This is a genomic window from Xanthobacter agilis (assembly GCF_021730435.1).
GTDB lineage: Bacteria > Pseudomonadota > Alphaproteobacteria > Rhizobiales > Xanthobacteraceae > Xanthobacter > Xanthobacter agilis.
This window is the reverse complement of the sequence record NZ_JABWGX010000008.1, coordinates 110,632-127,479: the sequence shown is the minus strand read 5'-3', so window position 1 is coordinate 127,479 and position 16,848 is coordinate 110,632. Positions and strand designations below refer to the sequence as shown.

Sequence of the window (16,848 nt, the reverse complement as noted above, 5' to 3'; positions counted from 1 at the left end):
GCTTGCCACCGCCTTCGATCTTGGTTCAGATTGGGCCAACGGCCTCATTGATCGCAGTGCCAGCGAAGGCGAAGCGCGCGCCGCCGCGCTCGATGCGCTTCGCCTTCGCCCGGCCGCACGGCCGGCCATCGTCGCCCGCGCCATCTCCGTCGGCGTCCATGACGACCCGGCGCAGTTCCGCGCGGTGGCGGCCGAGCAGGAAGTACTTCTCGGCCACCGTCGCGGAGAAGGGCGCCAGCGACCGTGAGATCATGGCGTTCACAGGTCACCGCACATCGAAGGAGGTTGATCGCTACACCCGCTCGGCAAGCCAGAAGCGGCTCGCAACGGCCGCGCGGCGCAAGATGTCCACGAACGAGAATGTCCCACCGATTTCGGCCGTGGCCGAAAGTGGGACGAATGGTAACACTAAGTTATTGTCGGAAAAGGCCTCCAAGGAAGCAATGGTGCCCAGGGGCGGAATCGAACCACCGACACTGCGATTTTCAGTCGCATGCTCTACCAACTGAGCTACCTGGGCGTCGCCTGGGGCCGCAGCGCCCTGACGAGGAGGCTGTGTATAGTGTTCCCCGATTTGGCTGTCCAGTACCCCCCGATCGCGACATCGCCTCTCCTGTGGACAATTCCCCCCGCCGCCGGGCGGCCGGCACAGGCCGCCATCGGCGCCAGCATTTTGACGCGGCAGAGGATTTGAGGTGTTTTCTTGTGCGGAAACTGGCAAGGTGCCGGTTCATGCCAAATTGCAGGCGAGAACGGAACGAAGGGGAAAAAGGTGGCCGAACGCAAGGCGCAAGGGGCACAGGACGTCATCGAGCCCTCCGAATTCACCACGGGATCGGGCGCACCTGCCGCAGCCGCCGCCACCCTCGAACAAGCCCTCGGCGTTCAGGTGCGCTCCATCCGCCGCGAGCTTGACCTTACCGTCTCCGACCTCGCCGGCGCCGCCGGCATCTCGGTCGGCATGCTGTCCAAGATCGAGAACGGCCAGATCTCGCCCTCCCTGGCCACGCTCCAGTCCATCTCCAAGGCCCTCAACGTGCCCATCACAACGCTCTTCTCCGCCTTCGAAGAGCGGCGCGACTGCTCGTTCGTGCGGGCGGCTCAAGGCGTCATCATCGAGCGGCGCGGCACTAAGGTTGGCCACCAATACCAATTGCTCGGCCACGGCCTCGGTGGCGACATCGTGGTGGAGCCCTATCTCATCTCCTTGTCCGAAGAGGCCGTGCCCTTCACCGGCTTCCGCCATGCGGGCGTCGAATTTCTCTACATGCTGTCCGGCGAGGTCCTCTATCGCCACGCCGACCGCACCTATCACCTGCGCGCCGGCGACGCGCTCATGTTCGATTCGGGCGCCTCCCACGGTCCCGAGGAACTGATCGTCACGCCCATGAGCTACCTGTCCATCATCGTCTACGGGCGTGACCGCCACTGATCGCGGCGGCGGCGCGCCATGCGGTCCGGTGCCGCCAGCCCTTTGCGCCGACGGCGTTTTCTTTCTAGGAAACTTTTATTCTTTGATATTGACGCAATCCCGACGGCGGCGTACCACTGACCTCAAGGTCGCATCAGCGGCCGGGGAATGGAGCCAGTGACAGCGCCATGTGCGGCATCGTCGGTATATTTTTGAAGGATCCCGCCCTTGAGGGGGAGCTTGGATCCATGCTCGCATCCATGCTCTGCGTGATGACGGATCGCGGCCCGGACAGCGCCGGTTTCGCGGTCTACGGCGCAGGCGCCAAGGATAAGGTGAAGCTCTCGCTGCGCGCCGCCGCGGGGTATGACTTCTCGGCCCTTGCCGCCGGCCTTTCGATCCCCGCCGACGGCCTGCCGCCGCTCGCGGTGCGCTCCACCCACGCGATCATCGAGGTTCCCGCGGCCCGCGAGGCCGACGTGCGCGCCTTCCTTGCCGCCCGCCACCCGGAAGTGGCCGTGGTGGGCACCGGCGCCCGCATGGAGATATTCAAGGAAGTGGGCCTGCCCGCCACCGTCGCCGACACCTTCGGCCTCGCCAAGATGAGCGGCACCCACGGCATCGGCCACACCCGCATGGCCACCGAAAGCGCGGTCACGACCGCCGGTGCGCACCCGTTCTCCACCGGCGCCGACCAGTGCCTGGTGCACAACGGTTCGCTCTCCAACCACAACCAGCTCCGCCGCCAGCTCAAGCGCGAAGGCATCACCTTCGAGACCGAGAACGACAGCGAAGTGGCCGCCGGCTATCTCACCTGGCGCCTGAAGCAGGGGGCGACCCTGGGCGAAGCGCTGGAAGCGGGCCTCAAGGATCTCGACGGTTTCTATACCTTCGTGGTGGGCACCGAGAACGGCTTCGGCGTGCTCCGCGATCCGGTCGCCTGCAAGCCCGCCGTGATGGCCGAAACCGATCAGTATGTCGCCTTCGGCTCCGAATATCGTGCTCTCGTGGACCTGCCCGGCATCGAGAAAGCTCGGGTGTTCGAGCCGGAACCCGCCACCGTCTATTTCTGGGAGCGCGCCCAGTGAACGCCTTCTCCCCCGACATCACCTTCGACCTCGCCACCTCCCCCCTGCGCGACCTCAACGAGGCGCTCCACAAGACCAGCGGCGAGAGCAATGCCCGCCGCTGGCGGGTGCTGAACCCGGAAGGCCGCCACGCGGTGGCGGTGGGCATCGACGCTCCCGTCACCGTCGAGATCGACGGCAACGTGGGCTATTACTGCGCCGGCATGAACCAGAATGCCTCGGTCATCATCCACGGCAATGCCGGCCAGGGTGTCGCCGAGAACATGATGAGCGGCTTCGTGCGGGTGTGCGGCGATGCCAGCCAGTCCGCCGGCGCCACCGGCCATGGCGGCCTGCTGGTGGTGGATGGCAATGCCTCCGCCCGTTGCGGCATCTCCATGAAGGGCATCGACATCGTCGTGAAGGGCTCCATCGGCCACATGAGCGCGTTCATGGGCCAGTCCGGCTCGCTGATCGTGTTCGGCGATGCGGGCGAGGCCCTGGGCGACAGCCTTTATGAGGCCAAGCTGTTCGTGCGCGGCACCGTCAAGTCGCTCGGCGCGGACTGCATCGCCAAGGAGCTGCGCGACGAGCACAAGGCGCTGCTGGCGCAGAAGCTCGAAGCGGCCGGCGTCGCGCCGGGCAGCGTCGATCTCTCGGAGTTCAAGCGCTACGGCTCGGCGCGCAAGCTCTACAATTTCCACGTTGACAACGCCGACGCGTACTGAGGGATAAAGACAATGACCGCGCACGACTCCAAGGGCCCGGCACACGCTTTGCCCCAGACCCTGCCGCGCTTTTCCGCCACCTTCGATCCCCACACCCTGTCAGAGATCCGGCGGGCGGCGGCGACCGGCATTTACGACATCCGTGGCGGCGGCACCAAGCGCAAGCTGCCCCACTTCGACGATCTGCTCTTCCTCGGCGCCTCCATGTCGCGCTATCCGCTGGAAGGCTACCGCGAGAAGTGCGGCACCGAAGTGGTGCTGGGCAACCGTTTCGCCAAGAAGCCGATTTACCTGAAGACTCCCGTCACCATCGCCGGCATGAGCTTCGGCGCGCTCTCGGCGCAGGCCAAGGAAGCCCTCGGCCGCGGCGCCTCCATCGTCGGCACCTCCACCACCACCGGTGACGGCGGCATGACCCCGGAAGAGCGCGGTCAGTCGCAGACCCTCGTCTACCAGTACCTGCCCTCGCGTTATGGCATGAACCCGGTGGACCTGCGCAAGGCGGACGCCATCGAGGTGGTGATCGGCCAGGGTGCCAAGCCCGGCGGCGGCGGCATGCTGCTTGGCCAGAAGATCTCCGATCGCGTCGCCGCCATGCGCAACCTGCCCAAGGGCATCGACCAGCGCTCGGCGTGCCGCCATCCCGACTGGACCGGCCCCGACGACCTGGAAATCAAGATCCAGGAGCTGCGCGAGATCACCGATTGGGAGAAGCCGATCTATGTGAAGGTCGGCGCCTGCCGTCCCTATTACGACATCGCGCTGGCGGTGAAGGCCGGTGCCGATGTGGTGGTGCTCGACGGCATGCAGGGCGGCACCGCCGCCACGCAGGAAGTGTTCATCGAGCAGGTGGGCATTCCGATCCTGTCGGCGATCCGCCCGGCGGTGCAGGCGCTCCAGGACCTCGGCATGCACCGCAAGGTGCAGCTCATCGTGTCGGGCGGCATCCGCACCGGCGCCGATGTGGCCAAGGCGCTGGCGCTGGGCGCCGACGCGGTGGCCATCGGCACCGCCGCCTTGGTGGCTCTGGGCGACAACGACCCCCATTGGCAGGCGGAATACGAGGCCCTCGGCACCACGGCCGGCGCCTATGACGACTGGCACGAGGGCCGCGATCCGGCCGGCATCACCACCCAGGATCCGGAGCTGGCCGCGCGCCTCGATCCGGTGAAGGCGGGCCGCCGCCTCGCCAACTACCTTTCGGTGATGACCCTGGAGGCGCAGACCATCGCCCGCGCCTGCGGCAAGAGCCACCTCCACAATCTGGAGCCCGAGGACCTCGTGGCCCTCACCGTGGAAGCGGCGGCCATGGCCGGCGTGCCGCTGGCCGGCACCCAGTGGATCCCCGGCAAGACCGGCGGCTACTGAGCCCTCTCCCTCTCTTCCTGCCCCGGACCTTCGGGCCCGGGGCACGGCACCGTTGAGACACCGGTCCCGACGTGCGCGCGCCCATTCGCCTCGCGCCGCCGGGGCTGTCGTTTCCCGTCATAAAACGACCTTCCCGAGGACCGAACATGAGACGTATCGCCGACATCGCCCGCGCGGCGGAAGGGCATTCCTCGGTCGCCGCCGAGGCGGCCGCCGACCTGACCAAGGCCGCCAAGGAACGCGGCATCAAGTATTTCCTCATCTCTTATGTCGATCTGTTCGGCGGCCTGCGCGCCAAGCTGGTTCCGGCTTCCGCCATCGCCGAGATGCAGCGCAATGGCGCCGGCTTCGCCGGTTTTGCCACCTGGCTCGACATGTCGCCGTCCGATCCCGACCTGTTCGCGGTTCCCGACCCCTCCAGCCTGATCCAGCTGCCCTGGAAAGAAGAAATCGGCTGGCTCGCCTCCGATCTCGTGATGGGCGGGAAGGAAGTGGCCCAGGCCCCGCGCACCGTGCTGAAGAAGCAGCTCGCCGACGCCGCAGACCTTGGCTATACGATCAAGACCGGCGTGGAATGCGAGTATTTCCTCATCTCGGCTGACGGAAAGTCCATTTCCGATGACGCCGACACCGCCGACAAGCCCTGCTATGACCAGTCCGCGCTCATGCGTCGCTATGATGTTATCAAGGACATCTGCGATGCCATGCTGAAGCTCGGCTGGGGCGCCTACCAGAACGACCACGAGGATGCCAACGGCCAGTTCGAGATGAACTGGAACTACGACCATGCGCTCCTCACCGCCGACCGCCATGTGTTCTTCAAATACATGGTGAAGTCCATCGCCGAGATGCATGGCCTGCGCGCAACCTTCATGCCGAAGCCGTTCATCAACCTGACCGGCTCGGGCTGCCATGCCCACGTCTCGCTGTGGAACAAGGGCAAGAACGCGTTCGCCGATGCCAAGGACGAACTCGGCATGTCGAAGCTGGCCTACCAGTTCATCGGCGGCCTCATCCACAATGCGGATGCCCTGTGCGCCATCACCAATCCCACGGTGAATTCCTACAAGCGCATCAACGCCCCGCGCACCATCTCGGGCGCCACCTGGGCGCCGAACACGGTGACCTACACCGGTAACAACCGCACCCACATGATCCGCATTCCCGATGCCGGACGGCTGGAATTCCGCCTCGCCGACGGCGCCGCCAACCCCTACCTGCTGCAGGCGGGCCTAGCGGCGGCGGGCCTCGACGGCATCGTCAACGAGCGTGATCCCGGCAAGCGCCTCGACATCAACATGTACACGGACGGCCACAAGGTGAAGGGCGCCAAGAAGCTGCCCCTCAACATGCTGGACGCCATGCGGGCCCTGGAGAAGTCCAAGGTGCTCGGCGACCGGCTCGGCGACGCGTTCGTGTCCGGCTATTTGAAGTTGAAGCAGCAGGAGTGGAACGACTTCTCGCGCCACCTCACCCAGTGGGAGCGCGATCGCACGCTCGACATCTGAGCCCGTCCGCGCAAAGATCATATGGTTCGCCTTCTGAAGGCGACCTCCGAGGGGCCTTGGCGATCCGCCAGGGCCCCTTTTTTCGTGTCCCGGCCGCGTCTCTCCATGCCTCTGCCTGTTTTCGTTGCGTCAACTGACCTAAAGTGATGTTCCCTTAGGCAATGCCGCAGAGTTTTCCCCCCTCTGCGGTCGGGTACCCAGCGGCACCGCCTGCTTTCGATGCAACCCCGTCAATGGCCGGCAGCTCAACCCTGTGCGGCCCAGTCTTGCGCCCATAAGAGGGGATACCCCGGCCTTGGATTTGTTTTCTTTGAGCCGGCGGATGCTTCGCTGCATTTCGACGGAACGTGTTGAAAATTCAGATTTTGCTAACACGCGCCCCGCTTCCCCACCGGCGCGGCGGCATCACGCGCACCGCGCCGCATACGATTTGTGCCTGTGTGGCATATTTGTTGCTCCTGAGTGAACCGCCCATGACGATGCTGGCGGGGGGCTCCTGTCCGGGTGTCATGGCCAACGAGCAATTAAGTTCGGGGACCAGCATGACGGATCAATTGTCTGCCCTGACGACCATATTCACGGAATTCTATTATTTCCTGACGGTCGTCCTCATGTTCTTCATCCATGTGGGATTCTGCATGTACGAAGTGGGTGCGGCGCGCGTGAAGAACGTGCAACACACTTTGCTCAAGAACACCATGGCGATCCCGCTGGTGGGTCTTGCCTTCTTCCTGTTCGGCATGTGGATCTACATCGCCTTCCAGGGCTGGCCGGTCTCGACCAGCTCGCTCAGCTTCACCACCGGCTTCGAGCCGTGGTCCACCAAGATCGCACCCAACCTGACGGACCGCATCTCGGGCGTGTTCTGGGCGGCATTCGCGCTATTCGGCATGACGGCGGCCTCCATCGTCTCGGGCGCCCTCATCGAGCGCACCAAGACTTCGGGCTTCTTCCTGATCGCCATCTATGTGGGCGCCATCGCCTGGGTGATCCCGGCGGCCTGGGCCTGGGCCGGAAACGGCTGGATGGCGCAGTATCTCGGTTTCCACGACCAATATTGCTCGGCCATCCTGCATTCGGTCGCCGGCTTCGCCACCTTGGGCGTGCTGATGAACGTCGGCCCGCGCATCGGCAAGTTCGCGCCGGACGGCACCCCGCGCGAGATCCCGGCCCACAATCCCTGGCTCGTCACCATCGGCCTGTTCATGATCTATGTGGGCTTCTGGGGCTTCTACGCCGCCTGCCACATCCCGATCGTGAACGTCGGCACGGAAGCTGCGCCCTACTTCACCGCCACCAACATCTATGGCGTTCCGATCACCCTTTCGGGCGTCACCATGAACTTCCTGCTCGCCCTGTTCGGCGGCATGGTCGCCGCCTACATGATCTCCAACGGCAATGCCTACTGGACCTATTCGGGCGGCCTCACCGGCCTCATCTCGGCCAGCGCCGGCAACGACTTCTACCACCCCATCATCGCGCTCGTGATCGCGGTGGCCGGCACCCTCATGGCCTACAAGCTCCACTATTGGGTGGAACGGAAGTTCAAGATCGACGATGCCGTGGGGGCGGTCGCGGTGCACGGCTATTGCGGCCTGTTCGGCGGCATCGTGGCGGGCTTCGCGCTGTGGGGCTATCCGGCGGTGCTGCCCTCGGAAGGCGCGGTCATCGCGCTGGGTGAGGGCGTTGGCTGGTTCGGCGTGAATGCCGAGGGCCTGCCGGTCATCACCCCCATGGGCAACATCATCGGCTCGCTGGTGTTCGCCATCGGCTTCGGCTTCGTCCCCGGCTACGTCATCTCCAAGCTGCTGGCCAAGTTCGGCATGCTGCGCGTGCCCGCCGCCACGGAGATCATGGGCCTGGACGGAAAGCACGTGCCCGCCACCTACCCCCACCATTCGGGCATGGAAGCGGCCTTTGAGGACATCCAGCGCAACGAGGCGAAGTTCTGACGTCGGCGGCCGGCGCCATCGGCGCCGCGCCCTTCCCTGGGGCCCAGGGCGGGCCTTCCCTTCATCGCCGGCCGGGCTTTGCCCCGCGCCGGACCGCAGCAGAGGAGATTTTCCATGCACACGGGTGTGACGTCTCTCGCCAGCCTCCCGAGCCTGGCCGAGGTCTATCCATTCGCCGGTTACGAGCCCTTGTTCTCGGTGATCGCGCTCATCTTCTTCATCGCTTTCATCGCCAAGCAGATTTCCATGGACAGGGCGCAGCATGAGGAAATGATCGACCACACCGCCGAGGCCGTCGCCACCCCCGCCGAGTGACGGCTGCCGCCAACCGGCGGACCCGACGAGAGGCCCGGCCCACGCCATCGCGGCGCCGGGCCTTTTGCTTGGGAATGCCCTACCCCTCGATCCGCAGCGTTCCCGCCAGCCACGGCATGGCCGCATCCAGCGCCGGAAGCACGTCGGCTGCCAGCCGGCTCCGGCAGAAGTCCGCGATCTCACGCGGCAGACGGCCCAGTTCCTGGCGGCGCGCGATCAGGGTCAGCCGGCGCTGGAAGGCCGGACCCGGCAGCGGCGCGCACCGCACCCGCGCCAGATCCACAGCCCCTTCATGGATGCACAGGGGGGTGGTGACGGCGAAGCCCTCGCCGGCCGCCACCGTCGCCGCCACCCCCTGCGGCGTGTCGAACTCCAGCCGGCGCGGCAGTTCCACCTTGAGGCGGCGCAGATGGCGCTCCACCTCGATGCCCGTCTTCGAGCGGGCCGAGAATCGCACCAGCGGCAACGCCATCTGCCGCAGGTCGTCCACCCGCACCGGTGGCGCCACCCCGGCCGGCAGCAGCAGCACATAGGGTTCCGTGACGAGGGCAAAGCGCTCCAGGCCCTCCACGTCCTCCAGTTCGTCGAGCCCCACCAGGAAATCCATCTGCCGCGAAAGAAGCGCGCTCGCGTGGGCCGCCGTGAGCCCCGACAACACGGAGACCTCTTCCGCCAAGGTGGCCAGATAGCCGCCGAGAGGCGCCGCCAGGGCCCGCGCCAGGGAATCGACCAACCCCGCCCGCAGCAGCGGGAAGCGGCCATGTTCCGTCTCGCGCAAGGCAGGCGCGATCTGGCGGGCCTCGGAAATGAGCGCGCTCGCCTTCTGCCGCAGCACCCCGCCCGCCGCCGTGAGGCCCAGCGGCCGCACCGAGCGATCGAACACCGCAAGGCCGATGCGCCCCTCCAGATCCGCCACCGCCTGCGACACGGCCGGTTGCGTCAGCCCCAGCCGCCGCGCGGCGCCGGCCATGGCCCCCTCCTCGCAGACCGCCAGGAAGATCTCCAGCGCCCTGAGATCGAACGGAAGGGCCTCGCGCGCCGCCATCATCTGCCTCCGGATACTATAAGTATCATTTATATCATCCGTTCATTCCTGGCGAGCTATAGAGTTATCGAACGGGTGATCAGCCCCCTTTCCGGCCTCTCGGGACCGATGCAGCGAGTGCCTCATGTCCGCGCGCTATTCGTTTCTCAGCCTCATCTCCAACGCGCTGAACGGCCAGACCGGCTGGCGTCCGGCGTGGCGGAATGCGCCTCCCAAGCCCGCCTATGACGTCATCATCGTCGGCGGCGGCGGCCATGGTCTTGCGACCGCCTATTATCTTGCCAAGGAACACGGCATCCGCAACGTGGCGGTGCTGGAGAAGGGGCATATCGGCTCCGGAAACGCCGGGCGCAATACCACTATCATCCGCTCGAACTATTTGCTGCCGGGAAACGAACCCTTTTACGAGTGGTCCATGAAGCTGTGGGAGGGCCTGGAACAGGACCTCAACTACAATGCCATGGTCTCCCAGCGCGGCATTATCAATCTCATCCACTCCGATGCCCAGCGCGACGCCTATGCCCGGCGTGGCAATGCCATGCGGCTGGCCGGCGCGGGCTCCGAGCTGCTGGACGCGGAGACGGTGCGCAAGATGTGCCCGTTCCTCAACTTCGACAACGCCCGCTTCCCCATCAAGGGCGGCCTGATGCAGCCGCGCGCCGGCACCGCCCGTCATGACGCGGTGGTGTGGGGCTATGCCCGCGCCGCCGACCGGCTGGGCGTGGACATCATCCAGAATTGCGAGGTCACCGGCTTCATCCGCGACAAGGGCGCGGTGGTGGGGGTGGAAACCACGCGCGGCGCCATTCGCGGCGGCAAGGTGGCGCTGGCGGTAGCCGGCTCCACCTCGCGCCTCACCCGGCATCTGGATCTGCGTATGCCGCTGGAAAGCCATGTGCTCCAGGCGTTCGTGTCGGAGGGGCTGAAGCCGCTCATTCCGGGCGTCATCACCTTTGGCATGGGGCATTTCTACGTCAGCCAGTCGGACAAGGGCGGCCTGGTCTTCGGCGGCGACATCGACGGCTACAATTCCTACGCCCAGCGCGGCAACATGCCGGTGGTGGAGGACGTGCTGGAAGGCGGCATGGCGCTGATGCCGATGATCGGCCGTCTGCGCCTGCTGCGGTCCTGGGGCGGTCTCGTGGACATGTCCATGGACGGCTCGCCCATCATCGACGTGGGCCCCCTGCCCGGCCTCTACCTCAACACCGGTTGGAACTACGGTGGCTTCAAGGCCACGCCGGCCTCGGGCTGGTGCTTCGCCTACACCATCGCCCAGGATCGCGCCCACGACTTCAACGCGGCCTTCCGCCTCGACCGCTTCCGCTCCGGCCACATCATTGATGAGAAGGGGGTCGGCGCGCAGCCGAACCTGCACTGAGCCATGCGCATTCCTTGCCCCTATTGCGGGTCTCGCGACGCCCACGAGTTCGCCTATCTCGGCGACGCGACCCTGACCCGCCCCGATCCGGCGGCCTCCGACGCGGCCGAGGCGTTCCACGCCTATGCCTATCTGCGCGAGAACCCGGAAGGGGCACATCGCGAATACTGGTACCACGCCAATGGCTGCCGCCGCTGGCTGGTGGTGACCCGCAACACCAGGACCCATGAGATCCTCGGCGTGGCATTCGCCCGCCCGAGCACGGACGAGGTGCCGGCATGACCCGTCTTTCCACCGGCGGCCTCATCGATCGCAGCCGCACGCTGTCCTTCACCTTCGACGGCGTCGCCTACACCGGCCACCCCGGCGACACCCTAGCCTCCGCCTTGCTCGCCAATGGCGTGCGGCTGGTGGGCCGGTCGTTCAAGTATCACCGGCCGCGCGGAATTTTCACCTGCGGTTCGGAGGAGCCCAACGCCCTGGTGGAGCTGCGCACCGGCGCCCGCAAGGAGCCGAACACCCGCGCCACCACCGTGGAGCTGTTCGACGGCCTCGTAGCGCAAAGCCAGAACCGCTGGCCCTCGCTGGAGCACGACGCGCTGAGCGTCAACCAGTGGCTCACGCCGTTCCTGGGCGCGGGCTTCTACTACAAGACCTTCATGTGGCCGGCCTCGTTCTGGGAAAAGGTCTACGAGCCGACCATCCGCCGCGCGGCAGGGCTTGGTGCTGCCTCCGAGCTGGTCGATCCGGATACCTATGAGAAGGCATTCGCCTTCTGCGACGTGCTGGTCATCGGTTCGGGCGCGACCGGCCTTGCGGCGGCGCTCGCGGCGGCGCGCTCCGGCGCCCGGGTGATCCTGGCGGACGAGGACTTCCGCCTGGGCGGACGCCTGCTCACGGAGAATGTGGCCATCGACGGCGCCCCGGCCCGCGATTTCGTGGCCCGCGCGGAAGCCGAGCTTTCGAGCCTGCCGAATGTACGGCTGATGCCGCGCACCACCGTGTTCGGTGCCTATGACGGCAGTGAATATGCCTGCGTGGAACGGGTGAGCGACCATGTGGCGGTGCCGGCGGCGTTCCAGCCGCGCCAACGCCTGTGGCGCATCATCGCCAAGCGGGCGATCCTCGCCACCGGCGCGTTCGACCGGCCCATCGTGTTTCCCGGCAATGACCGGCCCGGCGTCATGACGGCCCAGGCGCTTGCCACCTATGCCCAGCGGTTCGGCGTGGGCGCGGGGGCGAACGCCGCGGTGTTCACCAACAACGATGCCGGCGTCGCGGCGGCCCTCGCCGCCGCCAACGCGGGCCTGACTCTTGAAGCTGTCATCGACGTGCGCGACGCCCTGCCCTCCCCGCTCGCGGCGAAGGCGAAGGCGCTGGGCGTGCGCGTCATCACCGGCGGCGAGGTCATCGCCACCAAGGGCAAGCGCCTGTCGGCCATCACGGTGCGCACCAAGTCCGGCACCCAGACCCTCGCCGTGGAGGCTCTCGGCATCTCCGGCGGCGCGACGCCGAATCTCAACCTCACCTGCCATCTGGGCGGCAAGCCGGTCTATCGCGAGGACATCGCGGCCTTCGTGCCGGGCGCGGTGCCTCCGGGCATGAGCTGCGCCGGCGCCGTCGCCGGCCAGTTCTCCCTGAGCGACTGCCTGAACGCCGGCACCGAGCAGGGCGCGGCAGCGGCGGCGGACGCCGGATTTGCCCGCGCCGCAGCGCCGGCGCCCAAGGCGGAAGAGACGCCCACCGGCATCCGCGCCTTCTGGCAGGTGAAGGCGAAGGGGGACCTGGCCTTCGTGGACCTCCAGAACGACGTGAGCGCCAAGGATGTGGGCATCGCCCACAAGGAGGGCTTCCGCGCGGTGGAGCTGTTGAAGCGCTACACCACCATGGGCATGGCCACCGACCAGGGCAAGAACTCCAACATGGCGGGTCTTGCGCTCATGGCGGAGCTGACCGGCCAGGGCATCGCCGCCACCGGCACCACCGTGTTCCGCCCGCCCTACACGCCGGTGGCCCTTGGCGTGCTCGCCGGCCATCACCGGGAAAAGGACTTCCGCCCCACCCGCCCCACCCCGACCCACGCCTGGGCGGAAGGCCAGGGCGCCGTGTTCGTGGAAACCGGCTTCTGGCTGCGCGCGGCCTATTTCCCCAAGCCCGGCGAAAAGGACTGGCTGGAGAGCGTCAACCGCGAGGTGAAGGCGACCCGCGAGAGCGTCGGCGTCATCGACGTCTCCACCTTCGGCAAGATCGATCTTCAGGGGCCGGATGTGGGCACCTTCCTCGATCGTGTCTACATCAACATGTTCTCGACGCTCCAGGTGGGCAAGGCGCGCTATGGCGTGATGCTGCGCGAGGACGGCCTCGTCATGGACGACGGCACGACCGCCCGCCTCGCCGACACCCACTATGTGATGACCACGACCACGGCCAATGCCGGCAAGGTCTTCCAGCATCTGGAATTCTGCCTGCAGGTGCTGTGGCCGGAACTGGACGTGCAGCTTGCCTCCATCTCCGAGCAATGGGCGCAGATCGCGGTGTCCGGTCCCCGCTCTCGCGAGGTGCTGGCCAAGCTGGTGGATGGCCATGACGTCTCCAACGCCGGCCTGCCCTTCATGGGCGTCGCCCAGACGACGGTGCTGGGCGGCATTGAGGCGCGCATCTTCCGCCTCTCGTTCTCGGGTGAGCTGGGCTACGAAATCGCGGTGCCGGCGCGCCAGGGCGAACGGCTGATGGAAACCATCATGGAGGCGGGCCGACCGTTCGGCATCACCCCCTACGGCACCGAGACGCTGGGCGTGCTGCGCATCGAGAAGGGGCATGTCTCCGGCAGCGAGCTGAACGGGCAGACGACGGCCCGCGACCTAGGCCTCGGGCGCATGGCGTCCACCAAGAAGGACTACATCGGCCGTGTGCTGTCGCAGCGGCCGGCGTTCCAGGACCCGGCGCGGCCGATCTTCGTGGGCTTCAAGCCCGTGGACAAGGCCCAGCGCCTGCGCGCCGGCGCCCATCTGCTGACGGTGGGCGCGCAAGCCACAACCCACAACGACGAAGGCTATGTGACCTCCGTCGCCTATTCGCCCACCCTTGGCCATTTCATCGGCCTCGGGTTCCTGAAGCGGGGCCTGGAGCGCATTGGAGAACAGGTGCGCGCCTATGACCCGGTGCGCGGCAGTGACATCCTGGTCGAGGTGTGCTCTCCCGCGTTCGTCGATCCAGAAGGGGAGAAGCAGCGTGTCTGACCTTCTCGCACACGTCCCCCATACGCGTCTGGTGCCCGAGGGCAGCTATGGTCCCGAAGGCAAGGCGGGCGTGCGCGCCCGCCAGGTGCTCGGCCTTGCGGTGGCGACACTGACCGCGCGCAAAGGCAAGGCGGCGGATCTCGCGCGGCGCCTCTGCGCCGCCGGCCTCCCGCTGGTGGACGCGCCGAAGGCGGTCTCCACCATGGCGTTCACCACCATCGGCACCGGGCCGGGGCGCTGGCTGATCCTTGCCGAGGGCATGACCGGGACGGCGCTCCTCGCCCATCTCGGATCCCTCGCCGGCGCCGATGCCACGCTGACCGACCAGAGCGACGCCAACCTCATTGTCGAGGTCACGGGTCCGGACGCGCGCGCCACACTCGCCAAGGGTGTAGCCGTGGACCTGCACCCGAGCGCCTTCGGGGCAGGCGATGCGGCCACCACGGTGGTGTCCCACGTCGGCGTCACCTTCTGGCAGAGCGATGCGGCGCCCGCCTACCGCTTCATGGTGGCCCGTTCGTTCGCGCCCGCCTTCCTGCGCTGGCTCACCGCGAGCGCGGCCGAGTTCGGCATCGCCCTTTCCGGCACCGGCCGAGGTTGAAGGGGGCGCGGGGCGCGCCCCCGCCCCAACTTCTCCCCGCCCCAGGCTATCCCGGCCCCAACCTTCTCCCGACCCCAAGTTCCCGTCGTTCGTCCAAGCAGCGCCTCACCGTCCGTGATCCGCCACGCGGCACGGCAAGAGGCGCGTCACCTTCCCGAGGTCTTCTCATGTCCGATCCCGCCGAACACTTCATCCTCGCCCTCTCCTGCCCCAACCGCCCTGGAATCGTGGCCGCGGTCTCCACCTTCCTGTTCGAGAAGGGCTGCAACATCCTCGAGGCCCAGCAGTACGACGACCAGGAGAGCGGCCGCTTCTTCACCCGCATCGTGTTCAACGTGGTGCAGGGGCAGGCGACCATCGAAGCGATCCGCGCCGGCTTCGCCGCCATCGCGGACACATTCTCCTTCACCTGGACCCTGCGTTCCAAGGCCGAGAAGCGCCGGGTGCTGCTGCTGGCCTCCAAGTTCGACCACTGCCTGGCGGACCTGCTCTATCGCTGGCGCATCGGCGAGATCCCCATGGAGGTGACGGGCATCATCTCCAACCATCCGCGCGAAACCTATGCCCACTTGGACTTCGACGGCGTGCCCTTCCACCACCTGCCGGTGACCAAGGACAGCAAGATGGCGCAGGAAGCGAAGATCTGGGAGATTTTCCAGTCCACCAACACCGAGCTTGCGGTGCTCGCGCGCTACATGCAGGTGTTGTCCGATGACCTGTCGGCCAAGGTCTCGGGCAAGTGCATCAACATCCACCACTCGTTCCTGCCCGGCTTCAAGGGCGCCAAGCCCTACCACCAGGCCCACGCCCGTGGCGTGAAGCTCATGGGCGCCACCGCCCACTATGTGACCAGCGATCTCGATGAAGGCCCGATCATCGAGCAGGACGTGGAGCGCATCTCCCACCAGGATTCGGCTGACGACATGGTGCGCAAGGGCCGCGACATCGAGCGCCGCGTGCTGGCGCGCGCCCTCTCCTGGCACCTTCAGGACCGGGTGCTGCTGGCCGGCGGTCGCACCGTCGTGTTCCGCGACTGAACACCGCAAAAACTCACGTTTCGGCAACGGTGAAGGCCGGTCCCTCGGGGCCGGCCTTTGCGTTTGGGAAGGGACGAAAGGCCCTGGACAGGGCTTTTGATACACTATATCAAGATCACCCAATCGAGGTGAACATGTCCGTCGAAACTCTTCTGCCGCAGACTTCGGAACACGCGAAAGCGCGACCGGATTCTGCTGCGGCGGGCACCGACGGCCACCCGCACGCGTCTGGGCAGGGCGGGCACGCTCACCCTGCCCGGCGCACACCGCGGGGGACGCGGGTCGGTCCGTCGGTGCTTCGCCTGTCGCTGGCCGCGCGCCTCGCCCTCGCCGCGGCGCTGCTCGTGCCCCTGTGGGTCGCGGTTGCGCTGGTGGTGGGATGGACCGCCGGAGAATAAGCATGACGGCACAGATTTCCTTCCGCGACCTGACCCTCGGCTATGAACGGCACCCGGCCGTTCACCACCTGTCGGGCGAGGTGGCCGAAGGCGCGCTACTCGCCATTTGCGGGCCGAACGGAGCCGGCAAGTCCACCCTGCTCAAGGGCATCTGCGGCGCCTTGCGCCCGCAGGGCGGGTCGGTGGACTTGCACGGTGTCTCGCCGCGCGACATCGCCTATCTGCCGCAGGGCGCCGAGATCGACCGCTCCTTCCCGATCAGCGTCTATGACCTCGTCTCCATGGGCCTGTGGCGCCGCGCCGGCCTGTTCGGCGGCATCGGCCGCCGCGAACGGGTGCGCATCGAGGAAGCCATCGCCGCCGTAGGCCTCGACGGGTTCGAGAGCCGGCCCATCGGCTCCCTCTCCGGCGGCCAGATGCAGCGCACCCTGTTCGCGCGCCTGCTGCTTCAGGATGCGCGCGTCATCCTGCTCGACGAACCCTTCACCGCCCTCGACGCCAAGACCACGGCCGACCTCGTGGATCTGGTGGGCCGCTGGCATGGGGAACGGCGGACCGTGCTCGCCGTGCTGCACGATTTCGACCTGGTGCGCGCCGCCTTCCCGGACACCCTGCTGCTGGCGCGCCAGCCGGTGGCCTGGGGGCCGACGGCCGAGGCCCTGAAGGCCGAGAATCTCTTGAAGGCCCGCCACATGGGCGAGGCGTGGCAGGCCGATGCCGCCACCTGCCCCGTGGCGGCCTGAGGCGCCGCTCCAGGTCCGAGCGATAAGACACACGGGGTTTGCCAGACGGGACCAT

Annotated in this window: 15 protein-coding genes and 1 tRNA gene; 13 read left to right on the top strand and 3 right to left on the bottom strand. The window is 67.0% G+C overall.

Going from position 1 to position 16,848, the window contains the following annotated elements:
- Positions 1 to 25 precede the first annotated feature (25 nt).
- Together HUW53_RS08025 and HUW53_RS08020 are read right to left on the bottom strand one after the other, a co-directional pair.
- Positions 26 to 262, bottom strand: coding sequence for a hypothetical protein (locus HUW53_RS08025; RefSeq protein WP_237345231.1), 237 nt, complete (start codon positions 260 to 262; stop codon positions 26 to 28).
- A gap of 182 nt (positions 263 to 444) precedes the next feature.
- Positions 445 to 520, bottom strand: a tRNA-Phe gene (locus HUW53_RS08020).
- A 252-nt stretch (positions 521 to 772) separates the two neighbouring features.
- Between HUW53_RS08020 and HUW53_RS08015 the strand changes: the two genes are divergently transcribed.
- From HUW53_RS08015 to HUW53_RS07985, 7 genes are all read left to right on the top strand, one after another.
- On the top strand, positions 773 to 1,432 hold the full coding sequence (locus HUW53_RS08015; RefSeq protein WP_237345230.1) for a helix-turn-helix domain-containing protein: 660 nt from the start codon (positions 773 to 775) through the stop codon (positions 1,430 to 1,432).
- 167 nt (positions 1,433 to 1,599) lie between these two features.
- Entirely contained in the window at positions 1,600 to 2,499 is a 900-nt protein-coding gene (locus HUW53_RS08010) for a class II glutamine amidotransferase (RefSeq protein WP_237345229.1), read from the top strand.
- Entirely contained in the window at positions 2,496 to 3,206 is a 711-nt protein-coding gene (locus HUW53_RS08005; RefSeq protein WP_237345228.1) for a protein glxC, read from the top strand. The genes HUW53_RS08010 and HUW53_RS08005 overlap by 4 nt, the downstream gene beginning before the upstream one ends.
- A 12-nt stretch (positions 3,207 to 3,218) precedes the next feature.
- A complete protein-coding gene (locus HUW53_RS08000; RefSeq protein ID WP_237345227.1) occupies positions 3,219 to 4,574 on the top strand; it encodes an FMN-binding glutamate synthase family protein in 1,356 nt (451 codons plus the stop codon).
- A gap of 146 nt (positions 4,575 to 4,720) precedes the next feature.
- Positions 4,721 to 6,082, top strand: coding sequence for a type III glutamate--ammonia ligase (gene glnT, locus HUW53_RS07995; protein WP_237345226.1), 1,362 nt, complete (start codon positions 4,721 to 4,723; stop codon positions 6,080 to 6,082).
- A gap of 473 nt (positions 6,083 to 6,555) precedes the next feature.
- On the top strand, positions 6,556 to 8,034 hold the full coding sequence (locus HUW53_RS07990) for an ammonium transporter (protein WP_237345225.1): 1,479 nt from the start codon (positions 6,556 to 6,558) through the stop codon (positions 8,032 to 8,034).
- Positions 8,035 to 8,148: 114 nt separating this feature from the next.
- The gene (locus tag HUW53_RS07985) at positions 8,149 to 8,349 is read left to right on the top strand and encodes a hypothetical protein (protein WP_237345224.1); all 201 of its coding nucleotides are present in this window, start codon (positions 8,149 to 8,151) and stop codon (positions 8,347 to 8,349) included.
- A gap of 79 nt (positions 8,350 to 8,428) precedes the next feature.
- Here the strand turns inward: HUW53_RS07985 and HUW53_RS07980 are convergent, their stop codons facing one another.
- On the bottom strand, positions 8,429 to 9,394 hold the full coding sequence (locus HUW53_RS07980) for a LysR family transcriptional regulator (protein ID WP_237345282.1): 966 nt from the start codon (positions 9,392 to 9,394) through the stop codon (positions 8,429 to 8,431).
- 124 nt (positions 9,395 to 9,518) lie between these two features.
- Here HUW53_RS07980 and HUW53_RS07975 point away from each other — a divergent pair, with 124 nt between their 5' ends.
- The 6 genes from HUW53_RS07975 to HUW53_RS07950 all read left to right on the top strand — a co-directional run bounded on the left by HUW53_RS07975 (position 9,519) and on the right by HUW53_RS07950 (position 16,793).
- Positions 9,519 to 10,775: a sarcosine oxidase subunit beta family protein gene (locus tag HUW53_RS07975; RefSeq protein WP_237345223.1), complete on the top strand. Its 1,257-nt coding sequence runs from the start codon at positions 9,519 to 9,521 to the stop codon at positions 10,773 to 10,775.
- A 3-nt stretch (positions 10,776 to 10,778) separates the two neighbouring features.
- Positions 10,779 to 11,057 (top strand): sarcosine oxidase subunit delta, encoded by a 279-nt coding sequence (locus tag HUW53_RS07970; protein ID WP_237345222.1) that lies wholly within the window; start codon positions 10,779 to 10,781, stop codon positions 11,055 to 11,057.
- Positions 11,054 to 14,014: a sarcosine oxidase subunit alpha family protein gene (locus HUW53_RS07965; RefSeq protein ID WP_237345221.1), complete on the top strand. Its 2,961-nt coding sequence runs from the start codon at positions 11,054 to 11,056 to the stop codon at positions 14,012 to 14,014. Before HUW53_RS07970 ends, HUW53_RS07965 begins: the two co-directional genes overlap by 4 nt.
- Entirely contained in the window at positions 14,007 to 14,615 is a 609-nt protein-coding gene (locus tag HUW53_RS07960; RefSeq protein ID WP_237345220.1) for a sarcosine oxidase subunit gamma, read from the top strand. Before HUW53_RS07965 ends, HUW53_RS07960 begins: the two co-directional genes overlap by 8 nt.
- Positions 14,616 to 14,782: 167 nt before the next feature.
- Positions 14,783 to 15,652, top strand: coding sequence for a formyltetrahydrofolate deformylase (gene purU / locus HUW53_RS07955; RefSeq protein ID WP_237345219.1), 870 nt, complete (start codon positions 14,783 to 14,785; stop codon positions 15,650 to 15,652).
- Between the two features lie 400 nt (positions 15,653 to 16,052).
- Entirely contained in the window at positions 16,053 to 16,793 is a 741-nt protein-coding gene (locus tag HUW53_RS07950; protein WP_237345218.1) for a metal ABC transporter ATP-binding protein, read from the top strand.
- The last annotated feature ends 55 nt before the right edge of the window (positions 16,794 to 16,848 follow it).